This is a genomic window from Streptomyces sp. 6-11-2, assembly GCF_006540305.1.
Taxonomy (GTDB): Bacteria; Actinomycetota; Actinomycetes; order Streptomycetales; family Streptomycetaceae; genus Streptomyces.
Window position 1 is genome coordinate 6,255,756 of record NZ_BJOR01000001.1, and the last position, 22,697, is coordinate 6,278,452.

18 protein-coding genes are annotated in these 22,697 nt (G+C 71.1%); 8 read left to right on the forward strand and 10 right to left on the reverse strand.

The window, feature by feature from the left end; translation table 11 throughout:
* Positions 1 to 101: 101 nt before the first annotated feature.
* Both TNCT6_RS27765 and TNCT6_RS27770 read right to left on the reverse strand, forming a co-directional pair.
* Complete coding sequence (locus TNCT6_RS27765; RefSeq protein WP_141363300.1) at positions 102 to 1,190, reverse strand: ABC transporter permease; 1,089 nt, start codon at positions 1,188 to 1,190, stop codon at positions 102 to 104.
* A 181-nt stretch (positions 1,191 to 1,371) separates the two neighbouring features.
* Positions 1,372 to 2,244 (reverse strand): hypothetical protein, encoded by an 873-nt coding sequence (locus tag TNCT6_RS27770; RefSeq protein WP_141363302.1) that lies wholly within the window; start codon positions 2,242 to 2,244, stop codon positions 1,372 to 1,374.
* A gap of 213 nt (positions 2,245 to 2,457) precedes the next feature.
* On the opposite strand from TNCT6_RS27770, the gene TNCT6_RS27775 reads away from it, so the two are divergent.
* Positions 2,458 to 5,628 (forward strand): BTAD domain-containing putative transcriptional regulator, encoded by a 3,171-nt coding sequence (locus TNCT6_RS27775; RefSeq protein ID WP_141363304.1) that lies wholly within the window; start codon positions 2,458 to 2,460, stop codon positions 5,626 to 5,628.
* Positions 5,629 to 5,719: 91 nt separating this feature from the next.
* Here the strand turns inward: TNCT6_RS27775 and TNCT6_RS27780 are convergent, their stop codons facing one another.
* The 7 genes from TNCT6_RS27780 to TNCT6_RS27810 are packed head-to-tail and all read right to left on the reverse strand — an operon-like array spanning position 5,720 to position 13,825.
* Positions 5,720 to 7,375, reverse strand: a complete 1,656-nt coding sequence (locus TNCT6_RS27780) for an ABC transporter substrate-binding protein (protein ID WP_141363306.1) — start codon at positions 7,373 to 7,375, stop codon at positions 5,720 to 5,722.
* 14 nt (positions 7,376 to 7,389) lie between these two features.
* Positions 7,390 to 8,196 carry an ABC transporter ATP-binding protein gene (locus TNCT6_RS27785; protein ID WP_141363308.1) on the reverse strand — a complete coding sequence of 269 codons (807 nt, stop codon included), beginning with the start codon at positions 8,194 to 8,196 and terminating at the stop codon, positions 7,390 to 7,392.
* Complete coding sequence (locus TNCT6_RS27790) at positions 8,193 to 9,215, reverse strand: ABC transporter ATP-binding protein (protein ID WP_141363310.1); 1,023 nt, start codon at positions 9,213 to 9,215, stop codon at positions 8,193 to 8,195. The genes TNCT6_RS27785 and TNCT6_RS27790 overlap by 4 nt, the downstream gene beginning before the upstream one ends.
* On the reverse strand, positions 9,212 to 10,087 hold the full coding sequence (locus TNCT6_RS27795) for an ABC transporter permease (protein ID WP_253266234.1): 876 nt from the start codon (positions 10,085 to 10,087) through the stop codon (positions 9,212 to 9,214). Before TNCT6_RS27795 ends, TNCT6_RS27790 begins: the two co-directional genes overlap by 4 nt.
* Entirely contained in the window at positions 10,084 to 11,103 is a 1,020-nt protein-coding gene (locus TNCT6_RS27800; protein ID WP_253266235.1) for an ABC transporter permease, read from the reverse strand. Before TNCT6_RS27800 ends, TNCT6_RS27795 begins: the two co-directional genes overlap by 4 nt.
* On the reverse strand, positions 11,100 to 12,746 hold the full coding sequence (locus TNCT6_RS27805; RefSeq protein ID WP_172633051.1) for an amidohydrolase: 1,647 nt from the start codon (positions 12,744 to 12,746) through the stop codon (positions 11,100 to 11,102). The genes TNCT6_RS27800 and TNCT6_RS27805 overlap by 4 nt, the downstream gene beginning before the upstream one ends.
* Before the next feature lie 8 nt (positions 12,747 to 12,754).
* Positions 12,755 to 13,825, reverse strand: coding sequence for a C45 family peptidase (locus tag TNCT6_RS27810; RefSeq protein WP_141363312.1), 1,071 nt, complete (start codon positions 13,823 to 13,825; stop codon positions 12,755 to 12,757).
* 193 nt (positions 13,826 to 14,018) lie between these two features.
* Between TNCT6_RS27810 and TNCT6_RS27815 the strand changes: the two genes are divergently transcribed.
* Positions 14,019 to 15,083, forward strand: a complete 1,065-nt coding sequence (locus TNCT6_RS27815) for a LacI family DNA-binding transcriptional regulator (protein WP_141363314.1) — start codon at positions 14,019 to 14,021, stop codon at positions 15,081 to 15,083.
* A gap of 142 nt (positions 15,084 to 15,225) precedes the next feature.
* Here the strand turns inward: TNCT6_RS27815 and TNCT6_RS27820 are convergent, their stop codons facing one another.
* Entirely contained in the window at positions 15,226 to 16,467 is a 1,242-nt protein-coding gene (locus TNCT6_RS27820) for an Ig-like domain-containing protein (RefSeq protein ID WP_141363316.1), read from the reverse strand.
* 583 nt (positions 16,468 to 17,050) lie between these two features.
* Here TNCT6_RS27820 and TNCT6_RS27825 point away from each other — a divergent pair.
* The 6 genes from TNCT6_RS27825 (at position 17,051) to TNCT6_RS27850 (ending at position 22,642) form a co-directional block, all read left to right on the forward strand.
* Entirely contained in the window at positions 17,051 to 17,314 is a 264-nt protein-coding gene (locus TNCT6_RS27825; protein ID WP_141363318.1) for a hypothetical protein, read from the forward strand.
* Positions 17,314 to 19,596 (forward strand): cation-translocating P-type ATPase, encoded by a 2,283-nt coding sequence (locus TNCT6_RS27830; protein ID WP_141363320.1) that lies wholly within the window; start codon positions 17,314 to 17,316, stop codon positions 19,594 to 19,596. The genes TNCT6_RS27825 and TNCT6_RS27830 overlap by 1 nt, the downstream gene beginning before the upstream one ends.
* Positions 19,597 to 19,666: 70 nt before the next feature.
* Positions 19,667 to 20,185 (forward strand): copper chaperone PCu(A)C, encoded by a 519-nt coding sequence (locus tag TNCT6_RS27835; protein ID WP_141363322.1) that lies wholly within the window; start codon positions 19,667 to 19,669, stop codon positions 20,183 to 20,185.
* A gap of 170 nt (positions 20,186 to 20,355) precedes the next feature.
* Positions 20,356 to 20,991: an ABC transporter ATP-binding protein gene (locus TNCT6_RS27840; protein WP_141363324.1), complete on the forward strand. Its 636-nt coding sequence runs from the start codon at positions 20,356 to 20,358 to the stop codon at positions 20,989 to 20,991.
* Positions 20,988 to 21,857 (forward strand): metal ABC transporter permease, encoded by an 870-nt coding sequence (locus tag TNCT6_RS27845; protein ID WP_141363326.1) that lies wholly within the window; start codon positions 20,988 to 20,990, stop codon positions 21,855 to 21,857. Before TNCT6_RS27840 ends, TNCT6_RS27845 begins: the two co-directional genes overlap by 4 nt.
* On the forward strand, positions 21,815 to 22,642 hold the full coding sequence (locus tag TNCT6_RS27850) for a metal ABC transporter solute-binding protein, Zn/Mn family (RefSeq protein ID WP_141363328.1): 828 nt from the start codon (positions 21,815 to 21,817) through the stop codon (positions 22,640 to 22,642). The genes TNCT6_RS27845 and TNCT6_RS27850 overlap by 43 nt, the downstream gene beginning before the upstream one ends.
* Positions 22,643 to 22,697: the final 55 nt, after the last annotated feature.

Sequence of the window (22,697 nt, forward strand, 5' to 3'; positions counted from 1 at the left end):
GTACGGGGCCGTTCGGGCCGGGGGAGCGCCAGGCAGTGCCGGCGGGCGTACGTGGCGTTCCATCCGGTGAGTGACGTACCGGGGATGGCGTGCGCGCCGGCTCAGACGCGGGTGCGGCGGCGGGCGACGACGTGGGCGAAGGTGACGGCGAGTACGAGCGCCCCGCCGTTGAAGACGTTCTCCAGCCAGCCCGCCCCGCCGAGGAGCTGGAGCCCGGTCACGCCGGTGACCAGCAGGTACACGGCGATGACGGTGCCCCAGGCGTTGAACCGGCCGGGGCGGACGACCGTGGCGCCGAGGAACACGGCGGCGGCACCCGGCAGCAGGAACGACGAGCCGAGGTTCGGGTCGGCGCTGCCCAGCCGGCCGAAGCTGATCATCCCGGCGACACCGCAGAACAGGGCGCTGGCGATGAGCGCGCCGGTGCGCAGCCGGTCCACGGGAAGGCCGCTGAGCCGGGCCACCTCGCGGCCCTCACCGGTGAAGTACAGGTAGCGGCCGAGCGGGGTGTGCTCCAGGATCAGCCAGACCACCACGGCGACGGCGAAGCTGAACCACACCGGGTAGGGCAGACCGAGGAGTTTCCCGGTCGTCAGGTTGGTCAGCAGCTCGGGCGGACCCGCGATGACCTGGGACTGGCTGACCGCGAGGGTCAGACCGATGATCACGGTGCTGGAGCCGAGCGTGGTCACCATCGAGCTGATGCCGAAGCCGACCACGAACAGCGCGTTGAGCGCTCCCCACAGCAGACAGCTGACCAGCACGACCGGTACGGCGGCCGCGAGCGGCCACTCCTGCTGCTTCGTCAGGACGGCGGTGAGCGTCGACGCCCAGACGATGACGGCGCCGAAGGACAGGTCGAACTCGCCGGCGGCGAAGGGCAGGGTGAGACCCAGCACGGCCACGATCAGCACCGCCTGCGTGGAGGTGATCACGCGGAACGTGTCCATGGTGGGGAACGTGTCGGGGGCGAGCACCGAGTAGACGGCCACCAGGGCCACGAGGACCAGCAGGACCGCGTACCGCTGGAAGAGGTCCACGGCGCCGCCGGACGCGCGCCGGACCTCGGCGCTCTTCGTGCGGCCCGGCGGGGCGGCGGCCGCCGTGGAACCGGCCCGGGTCTGGGCTTCCTTACAGCTGGGAGGGACTTCCGCGTGCGGGGACGGGGTCTGCGGGGCGTCGGTTTGCATCGCTACCACCTCGGGCGGGTGAAGGCCTGTCGCAGGGGCGAGGAGGGCACTGGGGCGGAGGGTCGAAGGGGCCGTACGGGTCGGCGGGCCGTACGAGCACGGCGCGAGAAGCCGTGCGGGGTGAGGCACGGCGGGCCGTGCGGGGCACTTGGGCGGGATCGGGTGTCGCGGGCCCCGGTCGTCACCGGCCGGGGCGGGGTCCGACGTCGGTGGCGTCGGACCGCGGCCCCTGGACGGTCCCGGACGGACGCGGACCGGTCGGGCCCGGGTCCGTCCGGGACCCGGTGACGGGCGGCGCTTCCAGCGCCACGGTCACCGAGCGGGTGAGCCCGGCCGCGTCGGCGGTCAGCGTCGCCGAGGTGACGCTCGGACCGAGTGGCGGGCCGAGCGGCCGGGACAGCACGTACCCGAAGGGGTCGCCGGCGAGTCCCGCCGCCCACGCGAGGTCGTCGCGGACGTCGTCGGCGGTGAGGACACCGCTCGCGGCGCGATCGCCGGCCGCGCCAACGCTCCACGACACCGTGCCGGGCTCCCGGCCCCGTGCCGCCTCGGCGGGCATGTCGCCGGGGACGACCAGCAGCACGCCGGCGTTGGCGGCGATCAGGTCGGCGGGGCTGGGACCCTCCCCGTAGACCTGGCGGCGCAGCTCCCAGCACAGGGCGAGCGGCGGCAGCAGGCCGGGGGAACCGGGTGCGACGCGCAGCAGCAGCCGCGCCCGCAGCACCACGGCGTCCGGTCGCTCGACGAGGACACGGCCACCGGGGTGCACCATGCCGGCCGTGACGTGGGCGAGCGAGCGCTCACCGCCGGGTGCGGGGTCGGCGATGACGGCCCAGCGCGGGCCGTCGTCGGCGGTGCGGTCCAGCAGGGCCGCACGGATGCGTTCGGCCTCGGCGCCGTCCACCTCAGGGAAGGCGAGGTGGAGCGGGGCCGTCGGCTCACCCGACTCCATGGCCCGCGCCAACAGCGCGGCCAGTCGCCGTACTTCACGTACCGGCAGCGGCCTGCTGTCCGCACGGCCCTGGAGACCGGCTTGCGTCATCGCTCTCGTCACGCCCCACAGGCTGCCGCGCGGCCCGTTAACGGCGGCGAAACCAGCACGGGGAACCTCCGTTTCGCCGCGCCCGGGGCAGGTGCCGTCCCCGGAGGGGGATGCAATTTCGGCCACTGACCACGTAGATTCCGTCCTTCAGCACCTGTTTTTCCGCCACGCCGGACCGCACTGAGCCGTCGGCGCGGCCCGGCACGACGAGACAAGGCGGTACGGATGATTCGGGAGAACGTCCATCTCATCCGACGCAAGATCCAGCTGCCTCCCCTCCCCGACCGCGCCGTCGCCCGCCCCCGTCTCACCGCCCTGCTCGACCACGCGCTGCACCGGCACCAGACGGTGCAGATCCTCGGAATGGCGGGTTCCGGAAAGACGACGGCTGTGCGCCAGTACCTCGCGGCGACCGGCCGGCGCGTCGCCTGGCTGTCCCTCGACGACACGGATTGCGCGTCCGGCCGCCTGCTGACGTATCTGGAGGCGGCGCTGGCCTCGGCCGTTCCGGAGGTCGCGGGGACGGTCGCCTCGGCCCTGGCGGCGGGCATTCCGCACGCGGAGACCGCGGGGCTGCTGGCCGAGGCGACGGACCAGGCGGCCTTGGCGAAGGGAACCTCGGACTCCTGGCGGAACGGCACCAGAAGCGGCGCCACCGACTCCGTCGCGAACGGCGACGATGACGCCGATGTCGAACTGGTGCTCGTCCTCGACGAGGTGGAGCGGCTCAGCGGCTCCCCGGCCGCCCTCGCCGTCATCGACGGCCTGCTCCGTTACGCACCCGAGGGCCTGCGGTTCCTGCTCGTCAGCCGGCGTGCTGTGCGCCTCGGTCAGGCACCGGTACCGCGTACGGGGCCGGGCGGGCCGCCCGCCGTGATCGGCGAGGCCGAGCTCGCCCTCACCCGCGCCGAGGCCGCCCAGGTCGTCGCAGGGCTGCCGGGCCCGTCCCGCGACGTGGAGCAGCTGCTGCGGGTGACCCGAGGCTGGGTGACCGGGGTGTGCTTCCTCGCCGAGACGCCGGCCGCGGACGATGACGCCTGGCCGTCACTCGACACGGAGCCGCTGTCCGCGTACATATCGCAGCAGCTCCTCGACGGGTTGACGGAGGATCAGCGGGACTTCCTCATCGGCACATCGGTGCTGGACGTGGTGACGGTGCCGCGCGCCGAGGCACTCGGATTCCCCGACGCGGCCCGCACCCTCACCGCCCTGCGCGCCCACCAGCTGCCCGCCGTCTGGGAGAGCCGCCCGGCCGCGATGCGGCTGCACCTGTGCTTCCGCGACTGCCTGGTGCAGCAGCTCGACGAGTACGGCGCCGTCCGCGCCCGTACCGCCCGGCTCACCGCGGCCGAACTCCTCGGCGCGGAAGGCCGGCACGAGGAGGCCGCCGAGGCCTTCCTCGGCCTCGGCGACACCACGGCGGCGCTGCCGCACGCCGTCGAGGCGATCGAGGACGTCATCGAGCGCGGCGACCACGAGGTCGCCGAGCGCTGGCTGGACCAGCTCGCCTACGCGGACTCCGCGAGCAGCTCCCCGCTGACCACGGCCGAACTGATGCTGGCCGTGGGCCGCGAGGACTACCGGCGCGGGGTGCGCATCGCCGACCAGCTGCACCAGCTCGGCGAGCGCGACGCGATCGCCTCCCGGTCCACCCGGGCCGCCGCGATGATGGCGTGGTCGTACTACCACGCGTGCCGCGTCGACGACCTGGAACGGCTGCTGAGGCTCGCCCCGCCCGGCGACGACATCGAGGCCGTGCACTACCTCGCGAGCCTGGTGGACTCCCGGGACCGCGGCCGGACCCCGCCGAGCGCGGTCGGTGTGCCCGCCGAGGGGCTGATCGCCCGCGCCCACTACTGGCGCGGCCGCCTGAACGACGTCCTCGCCAGCACCGACAGCCGCTGGGCGGGCGTGGTGTCCGGGCCCTGGCGGATCGCCGCGCTGCGGGCGCTGGGCCGTCTCGACGAGGCCGACCGGCTGCTGCGCGCCACCGTCGAACGCGGTGTGGTGACGGCCGGGCTGAGCGCGGTCGTCGGCGTGGAGCTGTCCGCCGAACTGGGCCAGGAGGAGCGGGCCCGCGCCTTCCTCACCGAGGGCCGCGACATCGCCCGGCGCAACGGCAGCCTGGTATGGGACATGTTCTCGATGCTCGCCGAGGCGAAGCTCGAACTGTGGCTGTGCCGCGACCCGCACCGGGCCCGCCGGGTCCTGGAGGACCTGGAGGCCCTTCCCTACGCGCGCAGCTACCAGTCCACCGGTGAACAACTCGACGCACTCCACGGTTTCGCCCTGCTCGGCTGCGGCACGCCCGCCGACGACGCGGAGGCCCTCGTCCGGCTGCGCCGCGCGGTCGTCTCGATGCACGAGGCCGACCGCATCCTGGAGCTGTGCGCCGCCGCGGTGTACCTGGCGGAGGCCGAGTGGCGGGCCGGCGACCCCGACGCGGCCGACCGCGCCGCCGACCTGGCGCTCGCCACCGCCTACCGGCTGGGCACCCGGCACGCCCTGCTCGGCGCGCTGCGCGCGTTCCCCGGCGTGCTCTCCCGCCGCCTGGACGGGCTCACCGACACCGACTCCTCCTGGCACAGCCTCGGCCGCCCCCTCCTCTCCACCTCTGTACGACCCGCGCCCGCGGAGGTACGGGAGCCGCCGCCGGCCGCCGAGGGGACGTCCACCATGCTGGAGTTCCACGACCTCGGACCCACCCGTCTCCTCGTCAACGGCGAGCTGGTGCGACCCCGTATCGCCAAGTCGTACGAGCTGATGGGCCTGCTCCTCGCCGCGCCCGAGCGCACAGTGACCCGGACGGCCGCGCTCGACGCGCTCTTCGACAGCCGGTCCGACAACTCCGCGCGCGCCTACCTCCGCCAGGCCGTCCACCATCTGCGTCTCGTCCTGCCCGACGAGGAGGCGCTGCGGCTGGAGGACGGCACGATCTCGCTGGCCGGTGCGGCCCAGGTCACCACGTACACCGACGAGTTCACCGGCTGGGTCGCCACCGCGGCCGAGTGCGGGGGCGATCAGCGCCTGACCCGTCTCACGTCCGCGCTGGCCGTGGCCGCGCACGGACCGTACCTGCCGCGTGCCACGTCGGCGTGGGCGGAGAAACGGCGGGCGGAACTGGCCCGGCTCGTCCTCGACGTCACCACCGACGCGGCGGAACTCGCCTGGCGGCTCGACACACCGCAGACAGCACTCGCCCTGGCCGAGCAGGCCCTGGAGGGCGATCCCTACCGGGAGTCGATGTGGCGGCTGCTCATGCGGATCGCGGGGGCGCTCGGGCAGTACGACGAGGTCATCAACCACTACCGCCGATGCGGACTCGCGCTGGAGGAGGTCAGCGCGAGCCCTTCCTCAGCGACGCGCCGGCTGCTGGCGGAGCTTCGGCACGGGTGAGACCAGCGGCACACGTGGGTGGGACGGCCCACGCAAGACCGTCCCACCCCCGCTGCGCTCCCCACCGCCGGGCCGTCGACCAGGACGAGGACTACTTGCCGGTTCCGCCGAGGTACGCCGCCCATGGGTAGTAGACGTAGTCGAACGCCGCCGGCGCCCCGGTGATCCTGCTTCCGAGCCACACGTCGTTCGTCAGCTGGATGCCGGAGAACATCGGATTCATCTCGTCGTGCAGCTTCTGCTCCATCCGCACGACCAGCTTGGCGCGGGCGCCGTCGTCCTTCGTGCTGATCGCCTTGGCGTAGAGCCCGTCGATGTCGCTGTAGCCGGACTGGTTGAAGGTGCCTCCGGTGATCGCGGTGAGGCCCAGCCAGTCGAGCGGGTTCGGGATGTTCGGCCAGAACTGCGTGTACAGCAGGTCGGTGCTGCCACGCGTCGCCGGGTCGTACAGGTAGTTCGAGTAGCCGGTCGCGGGTACGACGTTGAGCTTGAAGTGCAAGCCGATCCTGTCGGCCGCGGCCTTGATCCCCAGGCCCAGCTGCTGCGTCTCCGCCTGCTGCGGAACCACGAGGCTGATCTGCTTCGACTTCACGTCGGCCGGAACGCCGGCGAGCAGCTTCTTCGCCTCGTCGACCTTCGCGGAGCCGTCGGTCCTGACCGAGTCGGCGTACGAGGTCAGCTCGTCCTTCGCGAAGCCGTACACGGCCGGCACGGTCTGCAGCGGAACAGCGGTCCCCTCACCGGCGTACACCTGGTCGCCGATGCCCTTCCAGTCGATGGCCATCTGGAGCGCCTTGCGCACGTCCGCGTTGCCCATCGCGCCCTTCTGGTTCGCGACCACGAGCGTGACGGCCAGGGGCGCGGCACCCGAGTAGAGCTTGCCCGCCGACGACGCCTTCAGCTGTGCCAGCCCGGCCGTCGGCGGACCGTACGTCCCGTCGATCTGGCCCGAGAGCAGGCCGGAGGTGATCGCGGAGTCGTCGGTCAGGAAAGTGAAGTCGATGTTCTTCACCTTCAACGGCAGCGACTTGTTCCAGTAGCCGTCGTAACGGCTCACGCTGATCGACTGACCCTGCGTCCACTTGCCGTACGTGTAGGGGCCGGTGCACATGACACCGACGCCCGGCGTACCCACCTTCTTGCCGTGTTGCTCGTAGAACTTCTTCTCGACGACGACACCGGCGAAGCTCGCCAGCTCGTCGTTGAAGAGGTAGTCCGGCTTCTTGAGTCTGACGGTCACTTCGTCGGCGCCCGTCTTCGCGATCGAGGCGACGTTCGAGTACAGGTAGCCGTAGAAGCTCGACTTGTCCGTCATGTTGTGCCGCATGCTCCACACGACGTCGTCGGCGGTCATCGGCGAGCCGTCCCAGAAGGTGACGTCGCCGCGCAGCTTGTAGACCCAGGTCTTCGGGTCGGGGTTCGCGTACGAGGTCGCCAGATTGGGCTTGATCCGGAAGTCGGGCGTCTGGGCGAGCAGTGTCTCGCACATGTTCGAGTTGATCATGTTCGGCGTGTAGTCGGCCGACTGGAAGGGGTCGACGGTCCGGGGCTCGCCCTGGAAGACGTTCCAGGTGATCGTGTCGACCGACCCCGAGCCTTTCGGCGTGAAGGTCGTCAACGCGTCGGAGGACCCGGTCGCTCCGGTGCCGGAGGTGCCTCCTCCGGAGCAGCCGGCCAGCACCAGGGTGACCGCGGCGGCGACGGCGGCCAGTGCCGTCGCCCGTCTGCGGGGGCGGAGTGAATACATGGCGGAACTCCCGTTCAGTGTCGGGCTGTGAGGGCTTCGGGGTCCCACCCGCTGCGAGGGACGCTGTCGCGCAACAAGCGGGTGTAGGGGTTCTGGGGGTTGTCGAGCACGGCGGCGGTGGGCCCTTGCTCGACGACGGCGCCGTGACGCATGACGATCGTGTCGTCGGTCACCTGGCGGATGACGGCGAGATCGTGGCTGATGAACAGGTAGCTCACGCCGCGTTTCTGCCGGATGTCCGAGAGCAGATTGAGGATCTGCGCCTGGATCGAGACATCCAGGGCCGACACGGCCTCGTCGAGGATGAGGATGTCCGGATCGGCGGCGAGCGCGCGAGCGATGGCGACGCGTTGGCGCTGCCCTCCGGAGAGTGACCTCGGCAGTGCCGCGAGCTGCCGGTCGTCGAGTCCGACGAGCTCGGCGAGTTCGCTCACGCGCTTCCTGGTCCCGTCGCGGCCGAGCCGGAAATGCACGCCGACGACTTCCGCGAGGCAGTCGCCGACGCGCTGACGGCGGTCGAGCGAGGTGTACGGGTCCTGGAAGACGATCTGGATGTCCCGGCCCCGCTCACGGCGACTGCGTGCGGAACGCGCCGGGTGTGTGCGGTCCTCGCCCCGGAACATGATGCGACCGCCGGAGGGACGCTCCAGGCCGATGATCATCCGGGCTGTGGTCGTCTTTCCGGAGCCGGATTCGCCGACGATGCCGAGGGCTCCGCCCGGGGCCAGGGCGAAGCTCACGTCGGCGACCGCCGTTGCCTCGGCACGCCCACGGCCGAAGGTCTTGGTCAGGTGCTCGACCACGAGCAGCGGTTCGGTCATCGCTGGACCTCCTCGTGCGAAGGGGAGCCGGCGTGCTGCTGCTCCACCATCTGTCCGCGCAGGCCGGGCATCCGGACGCACCGGGTCTGCGACGGGCCGATCTGCAGCAGGGGCGGCACTCCTGCCCGGCACCGCTCCTCGGCGAAGCGGCAGCGCGGCGCGAACGCACAGCCGTCCGGTGCCTCGTAGGCGGTGGTCGGATGACCGGTGATCGCGGGCAGTCGGTCGACGCGTCGGTCGATCTCCGGTCGTGCCTGCACCAGTGCGGCGGTGTAGGGGTGGAGCGGGTCCTGGTGCAACCGCACCGACGCCTGGCGCTCCATGACCTGGCCGGCGTACAGCACGATCGTCTCGTCGCACACGGCACCGGCGAGCTCCAGGTCGTGCGTGATGAAGAGCATCGCCATGCCGTACTCGCGCTGCATGCGCCCGAGAATCGCCATCACCTCCGCCTGGGTGGTGACATCGAGCGCGGTGGTCGGCTCGTCGGCGAGGACGAGCCGGGGTCGCGCGGCCACCGCGGCAGCGATCATCACCCGTTGCAGCAGGCCGCCGGAGAGCTCGTGGGGGTACTGCCGCAGCCGGCGCTCCGGGTCCCCGATCCCGACCTCGGCGAGCAGTTTCTGTGCGCGCTTGCGTGCAGCGGACTTCGGCATCCGGTCGTTGGTGCGCATCGCCTCGGTGAGGAAGTCACCGATCGTGCGTACGGGGTTCGTGTGGGCCCGTGCGTCCTGGAAGATCATCGCGACGTCCTTCGCCCGATAGGACCGCAGGGCGTCGGGGCGCAGGTCGAACACCTCGGCGCCGTCGAAGCGGACACCGCCCCGGACGTCGGCGCCGTCGGGGAGCAGGCGTGCGATGGTGCGCACCGTCATCGACTTGCCCGAACCGGACTCGCCGACCAGACCGAGAGTGCTTCCGCTGCCGAGTGAGAACGAGACATCGCGCAGCACGGTGCGCAACTCGCCCGCGACAGGCAGCCGGACCGTCAGACCGTCGACTTCGAGAAGTGCGTTCACGAGCGTGCCTCCCAGCGTTCCGTGAGCCGGTCGCCGAGCACGTTCACGGCACCGACGGTGATGACGATGAGTGCGCTGGCGAACAGGGCCTCCTGAGGGTGCTGTTGCAGCACACCGGCCATACCGCTGCCGACCATCGCGCCCCAGTCCGATGTCGGTGGCTGCACCCCGAGGCCGATGAACGACAGGCCGGCGAAGTCCATCAGGGCGAACCCGAAGGCGAGTGTGGCGTTGGCGACGATCAACCCGCCCACGTTGGGCAGGATGTGCCGCAAGGCGATTCGCAGCCCGTGCACGCCCTGAACCCGCAGTGCCGCGATGTAGGGCAGTGAACGCTCTCGCAGCGCAGCGCTCCGCACGATCCGCGCGATGTAGGGGACATAGGCGAGGGACAGCGCCGCGGTGGCGGCCTTCAGACCGGACCCGAACAGGGCGGTCGCCAGGATCGCCAGCAGCAGCCCCGGGAAGGCGAACACGGCGTCGACGACGCGCACCACCATCTGGTCGAACCAACCGCCGAACCACACGGCCGCGAGGGCGAGGATCGTCCCGAGGAGAGTCGAGATCATCACGACGAGGAACGGTCCGATCAGCGCGGTCCGGGAGCCGTGGACGAGGCGCGAGAGAAGGTCCCGCCCGCTTGCGTCGGTTCCCAGCGGATGCGTGCCGCTCGAGCCCTGGTACGCACCGGAGAGGTCGACGGCGTTCGGATCGTGGGGGGCGAGGAGGGGCGCGAGGACGGCGAAGCAGACGACGAGTCCGAGGGCGGCGACCGCCACCCAACCGGACATGCCGATGGATCTCGTACGACGCGTCGTCCGCGGGCCGGCCTTGCGGGCTCCGATCCGTCGCACCGCTGCTGTCGTGCTCATGAGTCCTTCTTCCCGATCGACACGCGCGGGTCGAGCAGTGTGTAGGCGATGTCGATGAGGGTGTTCAGCACGATGAAGGCGGCGACGTACATCAGGCAGATCGCCTGTACGACGGGGAAGTCCTTCTGCTGCACCGAACTCACGAGGAACTGACCGAGCCCGCCGAGCTGGAAGACCTGTTCCACGACGACGCTTCCCGCGATCAGGCCCGCGATCGTGAGACCCGCGACGGTGAGCACCGGCATCGCGGCGTTGCGCATCACATGTCTGCGTACGACGGCCCCGCGGGGCAGTCCACGGCTGATCGCCGTCTGCACGTGATCGGCCGACAGCTCCTGCCGGATCGCGGTCTGGGCGAGTCGCGCGACGAACGCGACCGACGCGAACGCGAGCGCGATCGACGGAAGAACCATGTGGTGGACCTCGTCGAGACCCGCACGGCCGGCGCCGAACACCGGGAACCACTCCAGGTCGACGGCGAACACGATGATCAGCACGACCGCTCCGACGAAGGTCGGCACCGCCATGACGGCCGTCGCGCCGGCCATGGCGGACCGTGACAACCAGCCGGGCCTGAGGCCGGCGAGGGTGCCGATGGCCAACCCGAGCACCAGGACGATCGCCGCGGCCATGAGGATGAGCAGCGTGGTCGCGAAGGCGCGGCTTCCGACCAGCGACGCCACCGGTTGGTTGTAGATGATCGATGTTCCGAAGTCGCCGTGCACCACGCCGCCGAGCCACCTCAGGTACTGCTGCCAGACGGGGTCGTCGAGGTGATACTCGGCCTTGATCGAGGCGACTGCCTCGGGGCTCATGGTGCGACCGTGCGTGAGGTAGGTGAGCGGGCTTCCCGGCGCGGCGTAGAGCGCTCCGAAGACCACCAGGCTCGCGATGAACAACGTCACCACCAGCCCCACGACGCGAGTGGCGACGAACCGCAGCATCACGCCGCCGGGCCGCTGCTTCGCCTTCGCCCGCCCTGATCGCACGGGTGCCGTCACGGTCGCGGGGCTCATCGGTTCACCCCTGGCTGCGCGTGATGGACCACGCGGCCGCCCACGACCGTGCGCAGCACCCGCGTGTCGAGCAGCTCCTCCAGTGGCCGGGTGAAGATGTCCCGGTCGAGAACGATGAAGTCGGCGTACAACCCCTCGGCCAGACGGCCGTGCAGGTGCTCGGAGCGGCTCGCCCAGGCGGCGTCACGTGTGGCGTGCACGATCGCGTCGGCCAGCGGCAGGGCGTAGTGCGCGATGTTGGCGGGCAGCGACGGATCGAGTGCCGAACGCCGTGTCGCCGCGATGAACATGTTGGGCAGCGGCGCATGCGGCGACGTGGGGGAGTCGGTGCCGAGCACGAGGGTGGCTCCGGCATCGGTCATCTCGGGCCACGGGAAGCCGCGGTCGGCCCGCTCGTCGCCGAGCACGCGCCGCCAGTTCTCCTGGATGGCGGGATCGGCGTGCACGGGCTGCATGCTCGCCGTGATCCCGAGTGCTGCCAGCCGGTCGATGTCCGCCGGGTCGACGACTTCGAGATGTTCGATGCGGTGGCGGCGCTCCTTGGGGCCGTTGAGGGCGACGGCGTGTTCTACGGCCCCGATCGCGACCCGGATCGCCTCGTCACCGATGGCGTGCAGGGCGACCTGCAGACCGGCCGCGTCCGCGGCGGCCACCACCGGCGCGAGTTCGGCGAGGCTCCAGATCGGGTCGGCGTTCGTGCCGTTCACGTAGGGCTTTCCGAGGGACGCGGTGCACCCGTCGACGGTTCCGTCGACCATGACCTTGATGCCGGTCACGCGCAGGAACGGGGTCGCCCGGTGGGTGGCGAGCTCGACGGCGCGCTCGACCTGGGCGAGGTTCCTCCCCTCGTCGCCGGTGGGCTGGACGCGCCAGAACGCGGCGATTCGAGTGGTCAGGACGCTCGCCTCATCGGCACGACGCATCGCCTCGTAGTCGCCTTCGCCCAGCGCCATCTCGGTCGAACCGACGATCCCGGACTCGGCGTACGCCGCGAGGACGACCGCCAGGGCCTCGTCACGGTCGAAGTCAGTGGCGAATCGGTCGAGTACCGGCCACACGAGGTGGTGCATCGCGGTCTCGTCGACCAGGCCGGTGGCCGCGCCCCGCTCGTCCCGGTGGACCGTTCCTCCCGGTGGCGATGTCGTGGTGTCGTCGATGCCGGCTTCGGCGAGAGCGGCCGAGTTCAGCCAGATCGAGTGGAAGTCGTAGGCCTGCGCGTAGACGGGCCGGTCGGCGACGACGGCGTCGAGCATGCCCCGATGGGGTACGCCGCCCGGGATGTCACCGTGTTTCCACCCGGTGGCGAGCACCCGGGGTGCGTCGGGGTTCTCCTCCGCCCACGTCCGGATGCGCCGCTGGACCTCCTCCACCGTGTTGGCGCCCCACAGATCGACCTGGACCGCCGCCTCACCGGTGCCGATCACGTGCGCATGGCCGTCGACGAAGCCGGGGAGGACGGTCGCGCCGTCGAGGTCGTGGATGAGGGCATCCGGTCCGGCCACACGCGCTGCGGTGGCCCCGTCGCCGACGTAGGTGAGCCGGTCGCCCACCACCACGAGCGAGTCGGCCCACGGGCGTTGGCCGGAGGTGAAGATCCGGGCGTTGCGGTAGAGATGAGCGGGCATGGTCGTGTCCTTGTCCATCGGGTTCCTCAGAAACGGTCGAGACCCTCACGGGCCGCAGCGTCGGGGTCGCCTGCCCGGTACTCGAGGGCAACGCCGGGAAGGTCGAGAGAGGCCGTGAACAAGGTGCTCCACTGTTCGTGGCCCGGCTGGGAATCGTCGGCACGGACGCACACCACCGCGGCGGCACCGTCACCGCCGCAGAAGGCGGCCGCGCGCTCCGGCGCGGAGCGGCCGGTCATGCCGCCGCGCACAGCGCGCGCGTGGTGGTACCGCTCGGCCGACACCGATTCCGGAGTGCTGGTGTCACCGCCGGCGAGGCCGGGGTCGAGAAAGTGATTGGTGTGGATGAGCCAGCCGTCCGCACCGGGTCGCACCATGGCGAATCCGGCCGGTGACATCTCGATGGACGCTGCTGCGGAGTGGCCGTCCCGGTAGGTCGCGACGGTCAGCACGGTGGACGCGCTCACGGTCGCGGAGGCGACGATGTCGCGGGCCTCCGCCACCGTGGCCGCCTCCTCGAGGACGCGACGCGCGACAGCGTGGACGGGCACACCGCCGGCGGCGTTGTCCGAGCGGTGGTGCAGGATGTTGAAATGCAGGCCGAGGCCGGCGTCGTTCACCCCGATCTTCGCGGCCGTGCCGAACTCGGTGAAGAGCTTCACCCGGCGTCGTGTTCCGGTCACGAGCGACAGCAGCAGACCGTCCGGCGTGAGCGAGTCGTGCCAGTCCCATGTCTGGATCGTCTCGGGCGGTCCGCCGGAGAGCGGTGTGTGCACGGCGGTTGTGCACTCGCCCTTGCCGGGCGCGGCGGCCAGTACTTCGGTCCGTGCGCCGACCGCTGCCACCTGCCATGGCTCGATTCCTGATGCCTCGGCGATTCCGTCGGACTCCTCGGCCAGAGCCGGATACCAGTCGCGCAAGGCGCCATGGCTGTGGGCGACGATGTCGCGGACGGTCGTCTCCGAGATGCCCAGAACCCTGAAATGCGCCAGGTAGCGGGCGCTGACGTCACGCACCTGGTCCGCGTACCGCGTGCCGATCTCGCGTCCACGGTCGCGGGAGTCGGTGGTGGTCGTGCGCAGTGTGTGCAGCTTCATGGTGTTGCTGTGCGACCTTTGCTTGTGAGGCCCGTCACGGTGAGGGGCGGGCGACACGCTAGGTAGGTAAAACGTTTAATACAATGGTGTTTGTCGTGTCACTTTCTGCTTTTCTGCCGCCCCGGCGTGCGTCGGCGACCACGGTCCGGCGGCCTGGGGGAGCAGCGAAAGGTACGTACCAAGGAGGGGTGTCGTGGCTCGATCGAAGGGCGTCACCATTCGCGATGTCGCCCAGCGCGCGGGTGTCTCCATCGCGGCGGTCTCGATGGCGCTCAATGGCACCGGGACGCTGAGCGCGGCCACGCGGCTGCGCGTCCGGGCCGTCGCCCAGGAGATGGAGTACCAGGCCGATGCCCTCGCGCGCGGTCTGCGACGTTCGTCGGTCGGGGCGATCGGCCTCGTCATGCGATCGCTGGACGCGCTGGGTGAGTACGCGCCGCGGGGCGTCGACGTGTTCACTCGCTACATCGGTGCCGCTTCGGCACAGGCGATGGACCGCGGACTCAGTGTGATGCTCGTGCCCGACCCGACCAAGCGGCCGACACCACCACTGGCGCTGTCACTCGACGGCTACATCGTGACGATGCCGCACGTGGACGATCCGGTGATCGATCTCCTCGAACGGCGCGGGATCCCGTACGTGACGCTGGGACGCGATCCCAGCCGCCCGGATTTCACCGACTGGGCCACCGAGGACGACGGCTCCAGCTTCGGGCGCATCTACGAGCACTTCGCCGCATCCGGTGCCCGGTCGATCGTGCTGTTGCGCGGAACCGACCCCAACGCGTGGAACATCGACAGCGAGGCGACGTACCGCGCGTGGTGTGAGAGCGCCGGGATCACGCCGCGCGTCTACACGTCGGCCGAGCGCGCCGGCGAGCGCGGCGGCGAGCGCGGCGGCGAGAACATCGCGCACGCGATCGTGGACGACGGGATCCCCGACGCGATCCTGTGCCACACCGGTCGTCAGGCGGCCGGCGTGCTCTCGGGTCTCACGGCGCGCGGCGTCGCCGTGCCCGATCGGACGATGCTTGCCGCGGCTTCCGACTCCGAGCACACCCGGCACAGCCGGCCCGCCATCTCGGCAGTCGAACTCCATGCCGCGGAAACGACGTTGGCGCTGCTCGACCTTCTCCAGGCGCGTATCGCGGGCGAGCCGAGCGCGGGACCGGTCCTGACGACCGCCCGGTTCCGGGTCCGCGCGTCCTCGCGGCGCACCGACACGAACGCCCGATGCTCACCGGGCCGGGAGGACTGAGACGGATCCCGCCCTGCCGAATGCGCCCTTCGCCCGCACGACTTCGATCCTGGTCGACGCTCAGGTGAACACGCCCGTCATCGGGGAGCTTTGACGTGCCGCGACGCCAAAGACCCCGGTCCTGATTGGGGGTGACGCGGCGTCAGCCGGTCGTGCCACCCGCGACCCACTGGCTCCACGGCATGTTCCAGTCGCTGAGGCCGTTGTCCGGGGCCAGCACGGTCTTGTCCTCGGAGTTCTTGACGATCACGACGTCACCGATCATCGAGTTGTCGAAGAACCACGCGGCGGGCCGCTTGCCGTCGTCGCCGCCCTTGACGTCCTTCAGGCCCACGCAGCCGTGGCTGGTGTTGACCTTGCCGAAGACCGAGTCGGCACTCCAGTAGTTGCCGTGGATGAACGTGCCCGAGGCGGACAGACGCATGGCGTGCGGTACGTCCGCGATGTCGTACGCGGGCTTGCCGTCCTTCTTCGTGAGGCCGACGGTCGAACCGTTCATGCGGATCTGCTTGAACTTCTCGGAGATGACCATCTGCCCGTTGTACGTGGGGTGTTCGGGGCTGCCGGACGAGATCGGGATGGTCCTGATCGTCTTGCCGTCCCGTACGACGGTCATCTGCTTCGTCTTGGCGTCGACGGTGCTGATCTGGCTCCGGCCGATCTTGAACGTGATCGTCTTCTGGACGCCGTGGAGGTCGAGCTTGACGGTGACGGTGGAGCCGGGCTTCCAGTAGTCCCTGGGGCGGAAGTCCAGACGGTCGTTGTTGAACCAGTGGCCGACGACTTGCTGGCCGCTGCTGGAGCTGACCTGGATCTTCGACTGTACGGCGGCCTTGTCCCTGATCGCCTTGTCGAAGTTGACGGTCACCGGCATGCCCACGCCGACGGTCGAGCCGTCCTCGGGGGAGAGGTGCCCGATGAAGCCGTCGGCCGGGGAGGCTGTGGTGATCGTGGCGTACCCGGTGACGGAGAGGCCCTTGGCGTCCTCGGCTTCTGCGGCGACCTGATACCTGGTGGCCCGCTCCAGCGAGACGTTCGGCTTCCAGGACGTGCCGTCCGCGGACAGGGTGCCCGGAATCTCGGCACCGGTCGCGACGGCGGTCATGGTCACCTTGGTGAGCTTGCCCTTACTGACGGTGACCTTGACGGGTTTGCCGGCCCCGACGCTGTCGGCTCCCCGCGCGGGCGTGATCTTTACTCGGGCTTCGGAAACGTCCGGGGCAGCCGCCTGATCCTGCCGCACCTGCGATTTCGGGTGGTCCCCGGCGCCGCTGCCGCTGGTGGCGGCGTTGCTGGTGCCGCCCAGGGCCGTGAGTGCGACTACGCCGCCGAGTACGCCGGCCGTGGCGACCAACCCGGTGCGTCGTTTACGTGCCGTGATCAAACGCTTCTCCCATGTCACTGCTCTTCGAATCCCCGGAGCTGACTGCCCGAGGACTGTAACTGGCTTTAGAACCACTTATACGCATTCATGCGTCCCGAAATGGGCAAACTGTGGCGAAGCCCACGCATGCCGAGCGCGACGCCGAGACCCTCCTCGGCGGTTCGCCGCTGCCGGGGCCACGGCGTGGGTGGTCGCCGTGACGGACTCCGGCGGCATGGCTGCCGACCGTGGGGGAGGGGGCACCGTGCACGACACGGCCGGGATGCACCTGGCGGCCTCCTCCGGCGCGGCGGCCGTGGGTCTGCCGGCGCGGGACGAAAGGCGGCGGCCGCGCTGCTCGCTCCACGAGGAAACCGAACGGCTTCGTCCCGTCGTCGCCGGCGGAGTGTTCCGCGCTCCCATGCGGAGTGTGGCCATTCCGTCCAGCGTGCCGTCCGTCTCGTCGTCTCTCGTCGTTGACGAGCGAGAACGTGTGACCCATGGCACATCGTTGCCGAGGAACTGGGGCGCCGACGCGTCCGACCAGTGATGTGGTGCGGCTCGACAGCACAGTTGCCGTACGAAGCGACCTGGAGACTCGGTGATGGACCAGACCCCGCAACGCGCTGAAGGCCCCGTGGCCGAGACGACCCCCAGCGCGCTGCCGCCGCCTGTCCTGTGGGGGTTCCTCCTGCTGCTGGCACTCATGTTCACCGCCTCCTACGCCGTGGGAGCCTCCGTCGGGCCCGTGGCCCCCGGAATGCACGGAACCCGTACGCCCCAGGACGGCACGGGCGGCCACGACGGCGCTGATATGGACCGGGGCGATATGGGCGGCACGCACATGAACCACGGAAGCGGGGGCTGATGGCTGCCGAACCGGCATCCCTGGAGGTCGTCACCGATCTCACCGTCGGCGGAATGACCTGCGCGGCCTGTGTGAAGCGGGTCGAGAAGAAGCTCGGCAAGCTGGACGGCGTCACCGCCACCGTCAACCTGGCCACCGGCCGTGCCCGGGTCAGTCATCCGCCGCGGGTCGGCCCGGAGCAGCTGATCGCCGCCGTCGAGCAGGCCGGCTGCACGGCCGCGTTGCCCGAGCCGCCCCGAGCCCGGCGTGAGGAGCACGCTGACGACGAGCCTGCGGAACCGCGGCAGGAACGCGACCGGCTGATCGTCACGGCCCTGCTCGCGGTTCCCGTGCTCGTCCTGTCGATGGCTCCCGGTACGCAGTTCCGCAACTGGCAGTGGCTGTGCTTCGTGCTCTCCGCACCGGTCGCCGTGTGGGGGGCTTGGCCCTTCCATCGGCGCGCGGTGCGCGGGGTGCGTCACGCGGCGGCGACCATGGACACGCTGGTGTCGCTCGGCGTGACGGCCTCGTTCTCCTGGTCGGCGTACGCGCTCTTCCTCGGCGGCGCGGGCGCCCCCGGGATGCGGATGCCGTTCAGCCTCGTGCCCTCGACCTCCCACGGTGTCGCGCACCTCTACCTGGAAGCGGCCGTCGGGGTGCCCCTGTTCGTGCTCGCGGGCCGCTTCCTGGAGGCGCGGGCCCGCCGGGGAACAGGCGCCGCGCTGCGCTCGCTGGCCCGCATCGCGGCCAAGGAGGTGTCGGTACGCAATGCCGGCGGGGAAAGACTCGTTCCCATGGAGGAACTGCGGGTCGGGCAGGTCTTCGTGGTCCGGCCCGGGGAGCGCGTCGCCACCGACGGCACGGTGGTCGAGGGCAGCTCCGCCATCGATCTCGCGCTGGTCACCGGGGAGAGTGAGCCGGTGGAGGCCGGTCCGGGCGACTCGGTGGTCGGCGGAGCCGTCAACGTCGGCGGGCTGCTGCTCGTGCAGGCCACGGCGGTCGGCGCCGACACCCAACTGGCCCGCATCACACGGCTGGTGACCGAGGCCCAGGCCGGGAAGGCGCGGGCGCAGCGCCTCGCCGACACGGTCGCCGGAGTGTTCGTCCCAGTGGTGCTGGCCCTGGCCGCCACCACGCTGGGATTCTGGCTGGGTGCCGGCGTGGAGCCGCAGGCCGCGATCACCGCATGCGTGGCCGTGCTCGTCGTCGCCTGCCCGTGCGCACTCGGCCTGGCCACCCCGACCGCGCTGATGGCCGCAACCGGGCGGGGCGCTGAGCTGGGTGTCCTCGTCAAGGGCGCCGAGGCTCTGGAGGGGTTGCAGCACATCGATGCCGTGGTGCTGGACAAGACCGGCACGCTCACGTCCGGCCATATGAGCGTCGCCAAAGTCACCACCGTGCCCGACGGGCTCGGCACGGAGGCGGTGCTGCGACTCGCGGGGGCCGTCGAGCAGGGCTCGGAGCATCCGCTCGGCCGGGCCGTCACGGCATACGCCGGGCGGATCCTGAGCGGGCAACGCCTGCCCGACGTGCGTGACTTCGTCGCGCTGCCGGGGCGTGGCATACGCGGCGCGGTGGAGGAGTACCAAGTCGAAGTCCTGGTTCCGGACGACGAGTTGCCGCAGGCCCTCGCGGGCGCACTGCCGGCCGCCGAAGCCGCCGCGCACACGGTGGTCATGGTCCGGGTGGACGGGAGAGCGGAAGCCCTGATCGGGATCGGGGACGTCCTGCGGCCGGGAAGCTACCGGGCCGTGGACCGGCTGCGGCGGCTGGGCGTGCGCCCCGTCCTCGCCACTGGTGACGGCGAGGTGGCCGCCCGGGCCGTCGCGGCGGAGCTGGGCATCGACGAGGTGCACGCCCGGTGCACGCCCGAGGGCAAGGGTGCCCTCGTACGCGAGTTGCAGGCCGAGGGCCACCGGGTCGCCGTCGTCGGCGACGGTGTCAACGACGCCGCCGCCCTGGCCGGCGCCGATCTGGGCATCGCCATGGGGAGCGGCACGGACGTGGCGATCGGGGCCGCGGACGTGACGCTGGTCCGGGGCGACATCGAGGCCCTGGCGGACGCGGTACGGCTCGCCCGCACCGCACTCGGCACCATCCGGACCAACCTGGCATGGGCGTTCGGCTACAACGTCGTCACCGTGCCGCTCGCCATGGTCGGTCTCCTCAACCCGATGCTCGCGGCCGCGGCGATGTCCGCCAGCTCCCTGCTCGTGGTCGGCAACAGCCTGCGGCTGCGCGTCTGGCAGCCGTCGCGCGCGTCCGGGCGCAAGCGGCCGCCGGCCCCTCGGAGCATGCCGTGACGTCCTCTTCCACCAGGGGACGGCCCCACACCCGTCCCCGCCGCTCGACGCCGACCGGGAGTGCCCGCCGATGACAGCCCACCCCTGGATCCCCACCCGCCGCCGCCTCACCGATACCCTGCTCGCGGCGATGGCCCCCGTGTGCGCCTGCGTCCTCGCTCTGGGCGGCCTGTCGGTGTGGGCCGCCTCCGGAAACGCGGGCAGCCCACCGCGCATAGGGGTCACCCACGCACGGCTCTACCTGCCGTTCGGGGACGTGCCCGAGACGGCTGCGTTCTTCAGGGTCACCAACACAGGCGACGCACCGGACCGGTTGGTGCAGGTGACCTCACCCGCCGTCGTGGGAGGGATCTCCCTCAGCCGCCACCGGATGAGCAAGGGGGCATCCGGCTACCGTGAGGCAACGGACAGCCTGCCGGTTCCGGCCGGCGGCACGCTGGACATGTCACCGCACACCGGCGACGTCACCGTGCCGGTCACCAGGCGGTGGCAGGCCGGCGATCTGGTGCCCTTCGTCCTGCACTTCGAACACGCGGGACGCGTCGAGGCCCTCGCCGTGGTTGTCCGCCCCGGCCAGGACGGGGCGTGACCGATCGGGGACAACCAGGCGTGCGGCCCGGCCCCACCCACCCGTCCTGTACGGGCAGGCGGGCCCGGTGGTGAGCGTGCTCGCGCCACGAGGGCGAAACCCTGGCACCTCCCCGGGGAACTCACCGGCCTCTCCATCCGACTGCTCTGGTGACGAAGCGGGGAGGTGGCATGGAGGGGTTGGACGTCCGGATGTCCGGCGTCGTGTGCCGGCACGGCCGGGTCGAAGCGGTGCGCGAGGTGTGCCTCGACATCGCGGCGGGGCAGCGGGTGGCGCTGACCGGCACCAACGGATCGGGCAAGACGACGCTGCTGCGTGCCGTTCTCGGCCTGCACCGGCAGTTCGCCGGCCGGATCCTGGTCGGGGGGCGGGACACCCGGAGCGCGGCCGAGTGGGCATGGCGGCGCCGGACCTGCGCGTGGATCCCGCAGAAGCCGGCGACCGGCCGGTTTCCGCTGCTGGGCCGGGAGTTGCTGGCGAGCAGCGCGTCCGGCGCCGAAGCGGTCGAGGCGGCGGACAAGCTCGGCGTCGGGCATCTCGCCGACCGGCCGCTGCACACGTTGTCCGGGGGCCAGCTCCAGCGTATGTACCTGGCACGGGCGGTGGGTTGCGTCGCCGCGGGGGCAGGGGTGCTGCTGGCCGACGAGCCCACCGCCGCACTCGACTTCTCCGGCCAGGAGGAGGCGGCCGACGTGCTGCTGTCCCTGCCGGTGACCGTTGTGGTCGTCACCCACGACCGAGCCCTTGCCGACCGCTGCGACCGGGTGCTGGAGATGGCCGCGGGCCGGCTGCGGGAGGTCCGGTGAGCGTTCTGGCCGCGGCCGACGTCGGCCAGCTGCTGCAGCTCGTGCCCGTCCAGCGAGCGGGCGCCGCCCTGTTGGTGGCGGCCGTCGGGCTGCCCGTGATCGGGGTCGTCATCGTCGGTCTCGACATCATGCCGGTGCGGTTCGCGATGATGCACGTGGCGCTGCTGGGCATCGCGGTGGCTCTGCTGACCGGACTCGATCCGATGCTGTGCGCGCTGGTGGCGTGTGCGCTCGCCGGGGCCGGGGTCGCGCCCCTGGCCCGCACCCCGGACGGACTGTCCGGTGCGATGGGCCTGCTGATGAGCCTGGCGATCGCGGCCGCGCTGCTCGTGCTCGCCGTCTCGGGCGTCAACGCGGCGGGAGCCTTCGCGCTGCTGTGGGGATCCATCCTCTCGGTCGGCAGCGCGGACCTCTGGCTGCTGGCCGCACTGGCCGTCGCCGTGCCGGGCCTGTTCTGGTGGCGCAGGAGGGACATCGCGCTTCTTCTCTACGACCGTGAGCTCGCCCTGTCCTCGGGCGTACGCGTCGAGCGGCTCACCCTCCTGCTGCTCGTCCTGGTCGCGGTGTCGGTCGCCGGGGCGATCAAGCTCACCGGCGCCCTGCTCGTCGACGCGCTCACTCTCCTGCCCGCCCTCGCCGCACGGCGGTTGGGCCGTTCCCTGTCCTCCATCGTCCTCTGGGCGGTCGGTACCGGCGTCGTCGTGAACCTGACCGGGTTCCTCATCGCGCTCCGTTTCGACTGGCCGCCCGGACCCGTCCTGGTCCTCACCTCCGGCGTGGTCGTCCTCGCCGTGCATCTCGTACCCGAACGGAGAATCAGCTCATGGCGCGCATCCGCGGCCCCGTCACTTCCGTCCTCGCACTGACCCTCGGCACCGCGCTCTCGCTCACCGGCTGCGGCAGCGAGAACACCCCGTCGTCCTCCTCGTCCTCCTCGTCCGAGGCGAAGCCCGGGGGCACGAACGAGGGCGCCCCGGTCGTCGTCGCCACCACGAGCTGGGAGGGCGCCTTCGCCAAGGCCGCAGGGGCGAGGGACGTCAAGATCATTGTCCCGGAGTCGGTGCAGCACGCTCCCGACTACGACCCGAAGCCGTCCGACCTGGCGGCCGTGGCGGGCGCCGACTTCGTGCTGTACGCGCCCTTCGAGCCCTACGCCGCGAAGTTCAAGGAGGCAGCCGGGTCGAACGCCAGGCTGGTCGAGGTCGACCTCGACAACGACGCCGACAAGGCCAAGGCCGAGGTGACCCGTTTGGGCAAGATGTTCGGCACCGAAGAGGCTGCCGCCAAGTGGATCACGTCCTTCGACACCGAGTACGCCACGTTGCAGAAGGACCTCAAGGCCGCCTGGCCGGACGGCAAGGCGCCGACCGTCGTCGCTCAGATGTTCTCGACGTGGTCGGCGAAGATGGCGGGCGCGAACCTGGTCGGTACGTACGGCCCCGAGGCGGTGACGGCCAAGCAGCTGTCCGACCTCTCGAAGAAGAGGCCGCAACTCGTCCTGGACAACGTCCATATGACGACTGGCAAGGTGCTTCCCGACTCGCGTGCGCACCAGGTGGAGATCGTCAACTATCCGGCCGAGGACCTGGATCTGCTGGCCGTGTACAGGAACGCGGCGACGGCGGTGGAGAAGGCGATGGCCTCATCCTGAGCCGCAGCCGGGGCGGACACGCGCAGGGAGGGCCGCCCGGAGTGTCACCGGGCGG

What these genes read in the sequence shown, in the direction of transcription:
- TNCT6_RS27765 (WP_141363300.1), bottom strand. Translation starts at nt 1,190, where the DNA reads ATGCAAACCGACGCCCCGCAGACCCCGTCCCCGCACGCGGAAGTCCCT.
- TNCT6_RS27775 (WP_141363304.1), top strand. Translation starts at nt 2,458, where the DNA reads ATGATTCGGGAGAACGTCCATCTCATCCGACGCAAGATCCAGCTGCCT.
- TNCT6_RS27780 (WP_141363306.1), bottom strand. Translation starts at nt 7,375, where the DNA reads ATGTATTCACTCCGCCCCCGCAGACGGGCGACGGCACTGGCCGCCGTC.
- TNCT6_RS27785 (WP_141363308.1), bottom strand. Translation starts at nt 8,196, where the DNA reads ATGACCGAACCGCTGCTCGTGGTCGAGCACCTGACCAAGACCTTCGGC.
- TNCT6_RS27795 (WP_253266234.1), bottom strand. Translation starts at nt 10,087, where the DNA reads ATGAGCACGACAGCAGCGGTGCGACGGATCGGAGCCCGCAAGGCCGGC.
- TNCT6_RS27800 (WP_253266235.1), bottom strand. Translation starts at nt 11,103, where the DNA reads ATGAGCCCCGCGACCGTGACGGCACCCGTGCGATCAGGGCGGGCGAAG.
- TNCT6_RS27805 (WP_172633051.1), bottom strand. Translation starts at nt 12,746, where the DNA reads ATGGACAAGGACACGACCATGCCCGCTCATCTCTACCGCAACGCCCGG.
- TNCT6_RS27810 (WP_141363312.1), bottom strand. Translation starts at nt 13,825, where the DNA reads ATGAAGCTGCACACACTGCGCACGACCACCACCGACTCCCGCGACCGT.
- TNCT6_RS27825 (WP_141363318.1), top strand. Translation starts at nt 17,051, where the DNA reads ATGGACCAGACCCCGCAACGCGCTGAAGGCCCCGTGGCCGAGACGACC.
- TNCT6_RS27830 (WP_141363320.1), top strand. Translation starts at nt 17,314, where the DNA reads ATGGCTGCCGAACCGGCATCCCTGGAGGTCGTCACCGATCTCACCGTC.
- TNCT6_RS27835 (WP_141363322.1), top strand. Translation starts at nt 19,667, where the DNA reads ATGACAGCCCACCCCTGGATCCCCACCCGCCGCCGCCTCACCGATACC.
- TNCT6_RS27840 (WP_141363324.1), top strand. Translation starts at nt 20,356, where the DNA reads ATGGAGGGGTTGGACGTCCGGATGTCCGGCGTCGTGTGCCGGCACGGC.
- TNCT6_RS27850 (WP_141363328.1), top strand. Translation starts at nt 21,815, where the DNA reads ATGGCGCGCATCCGCGGCCCCGTCACTTCCGTCCTCGCACTGACCCTC.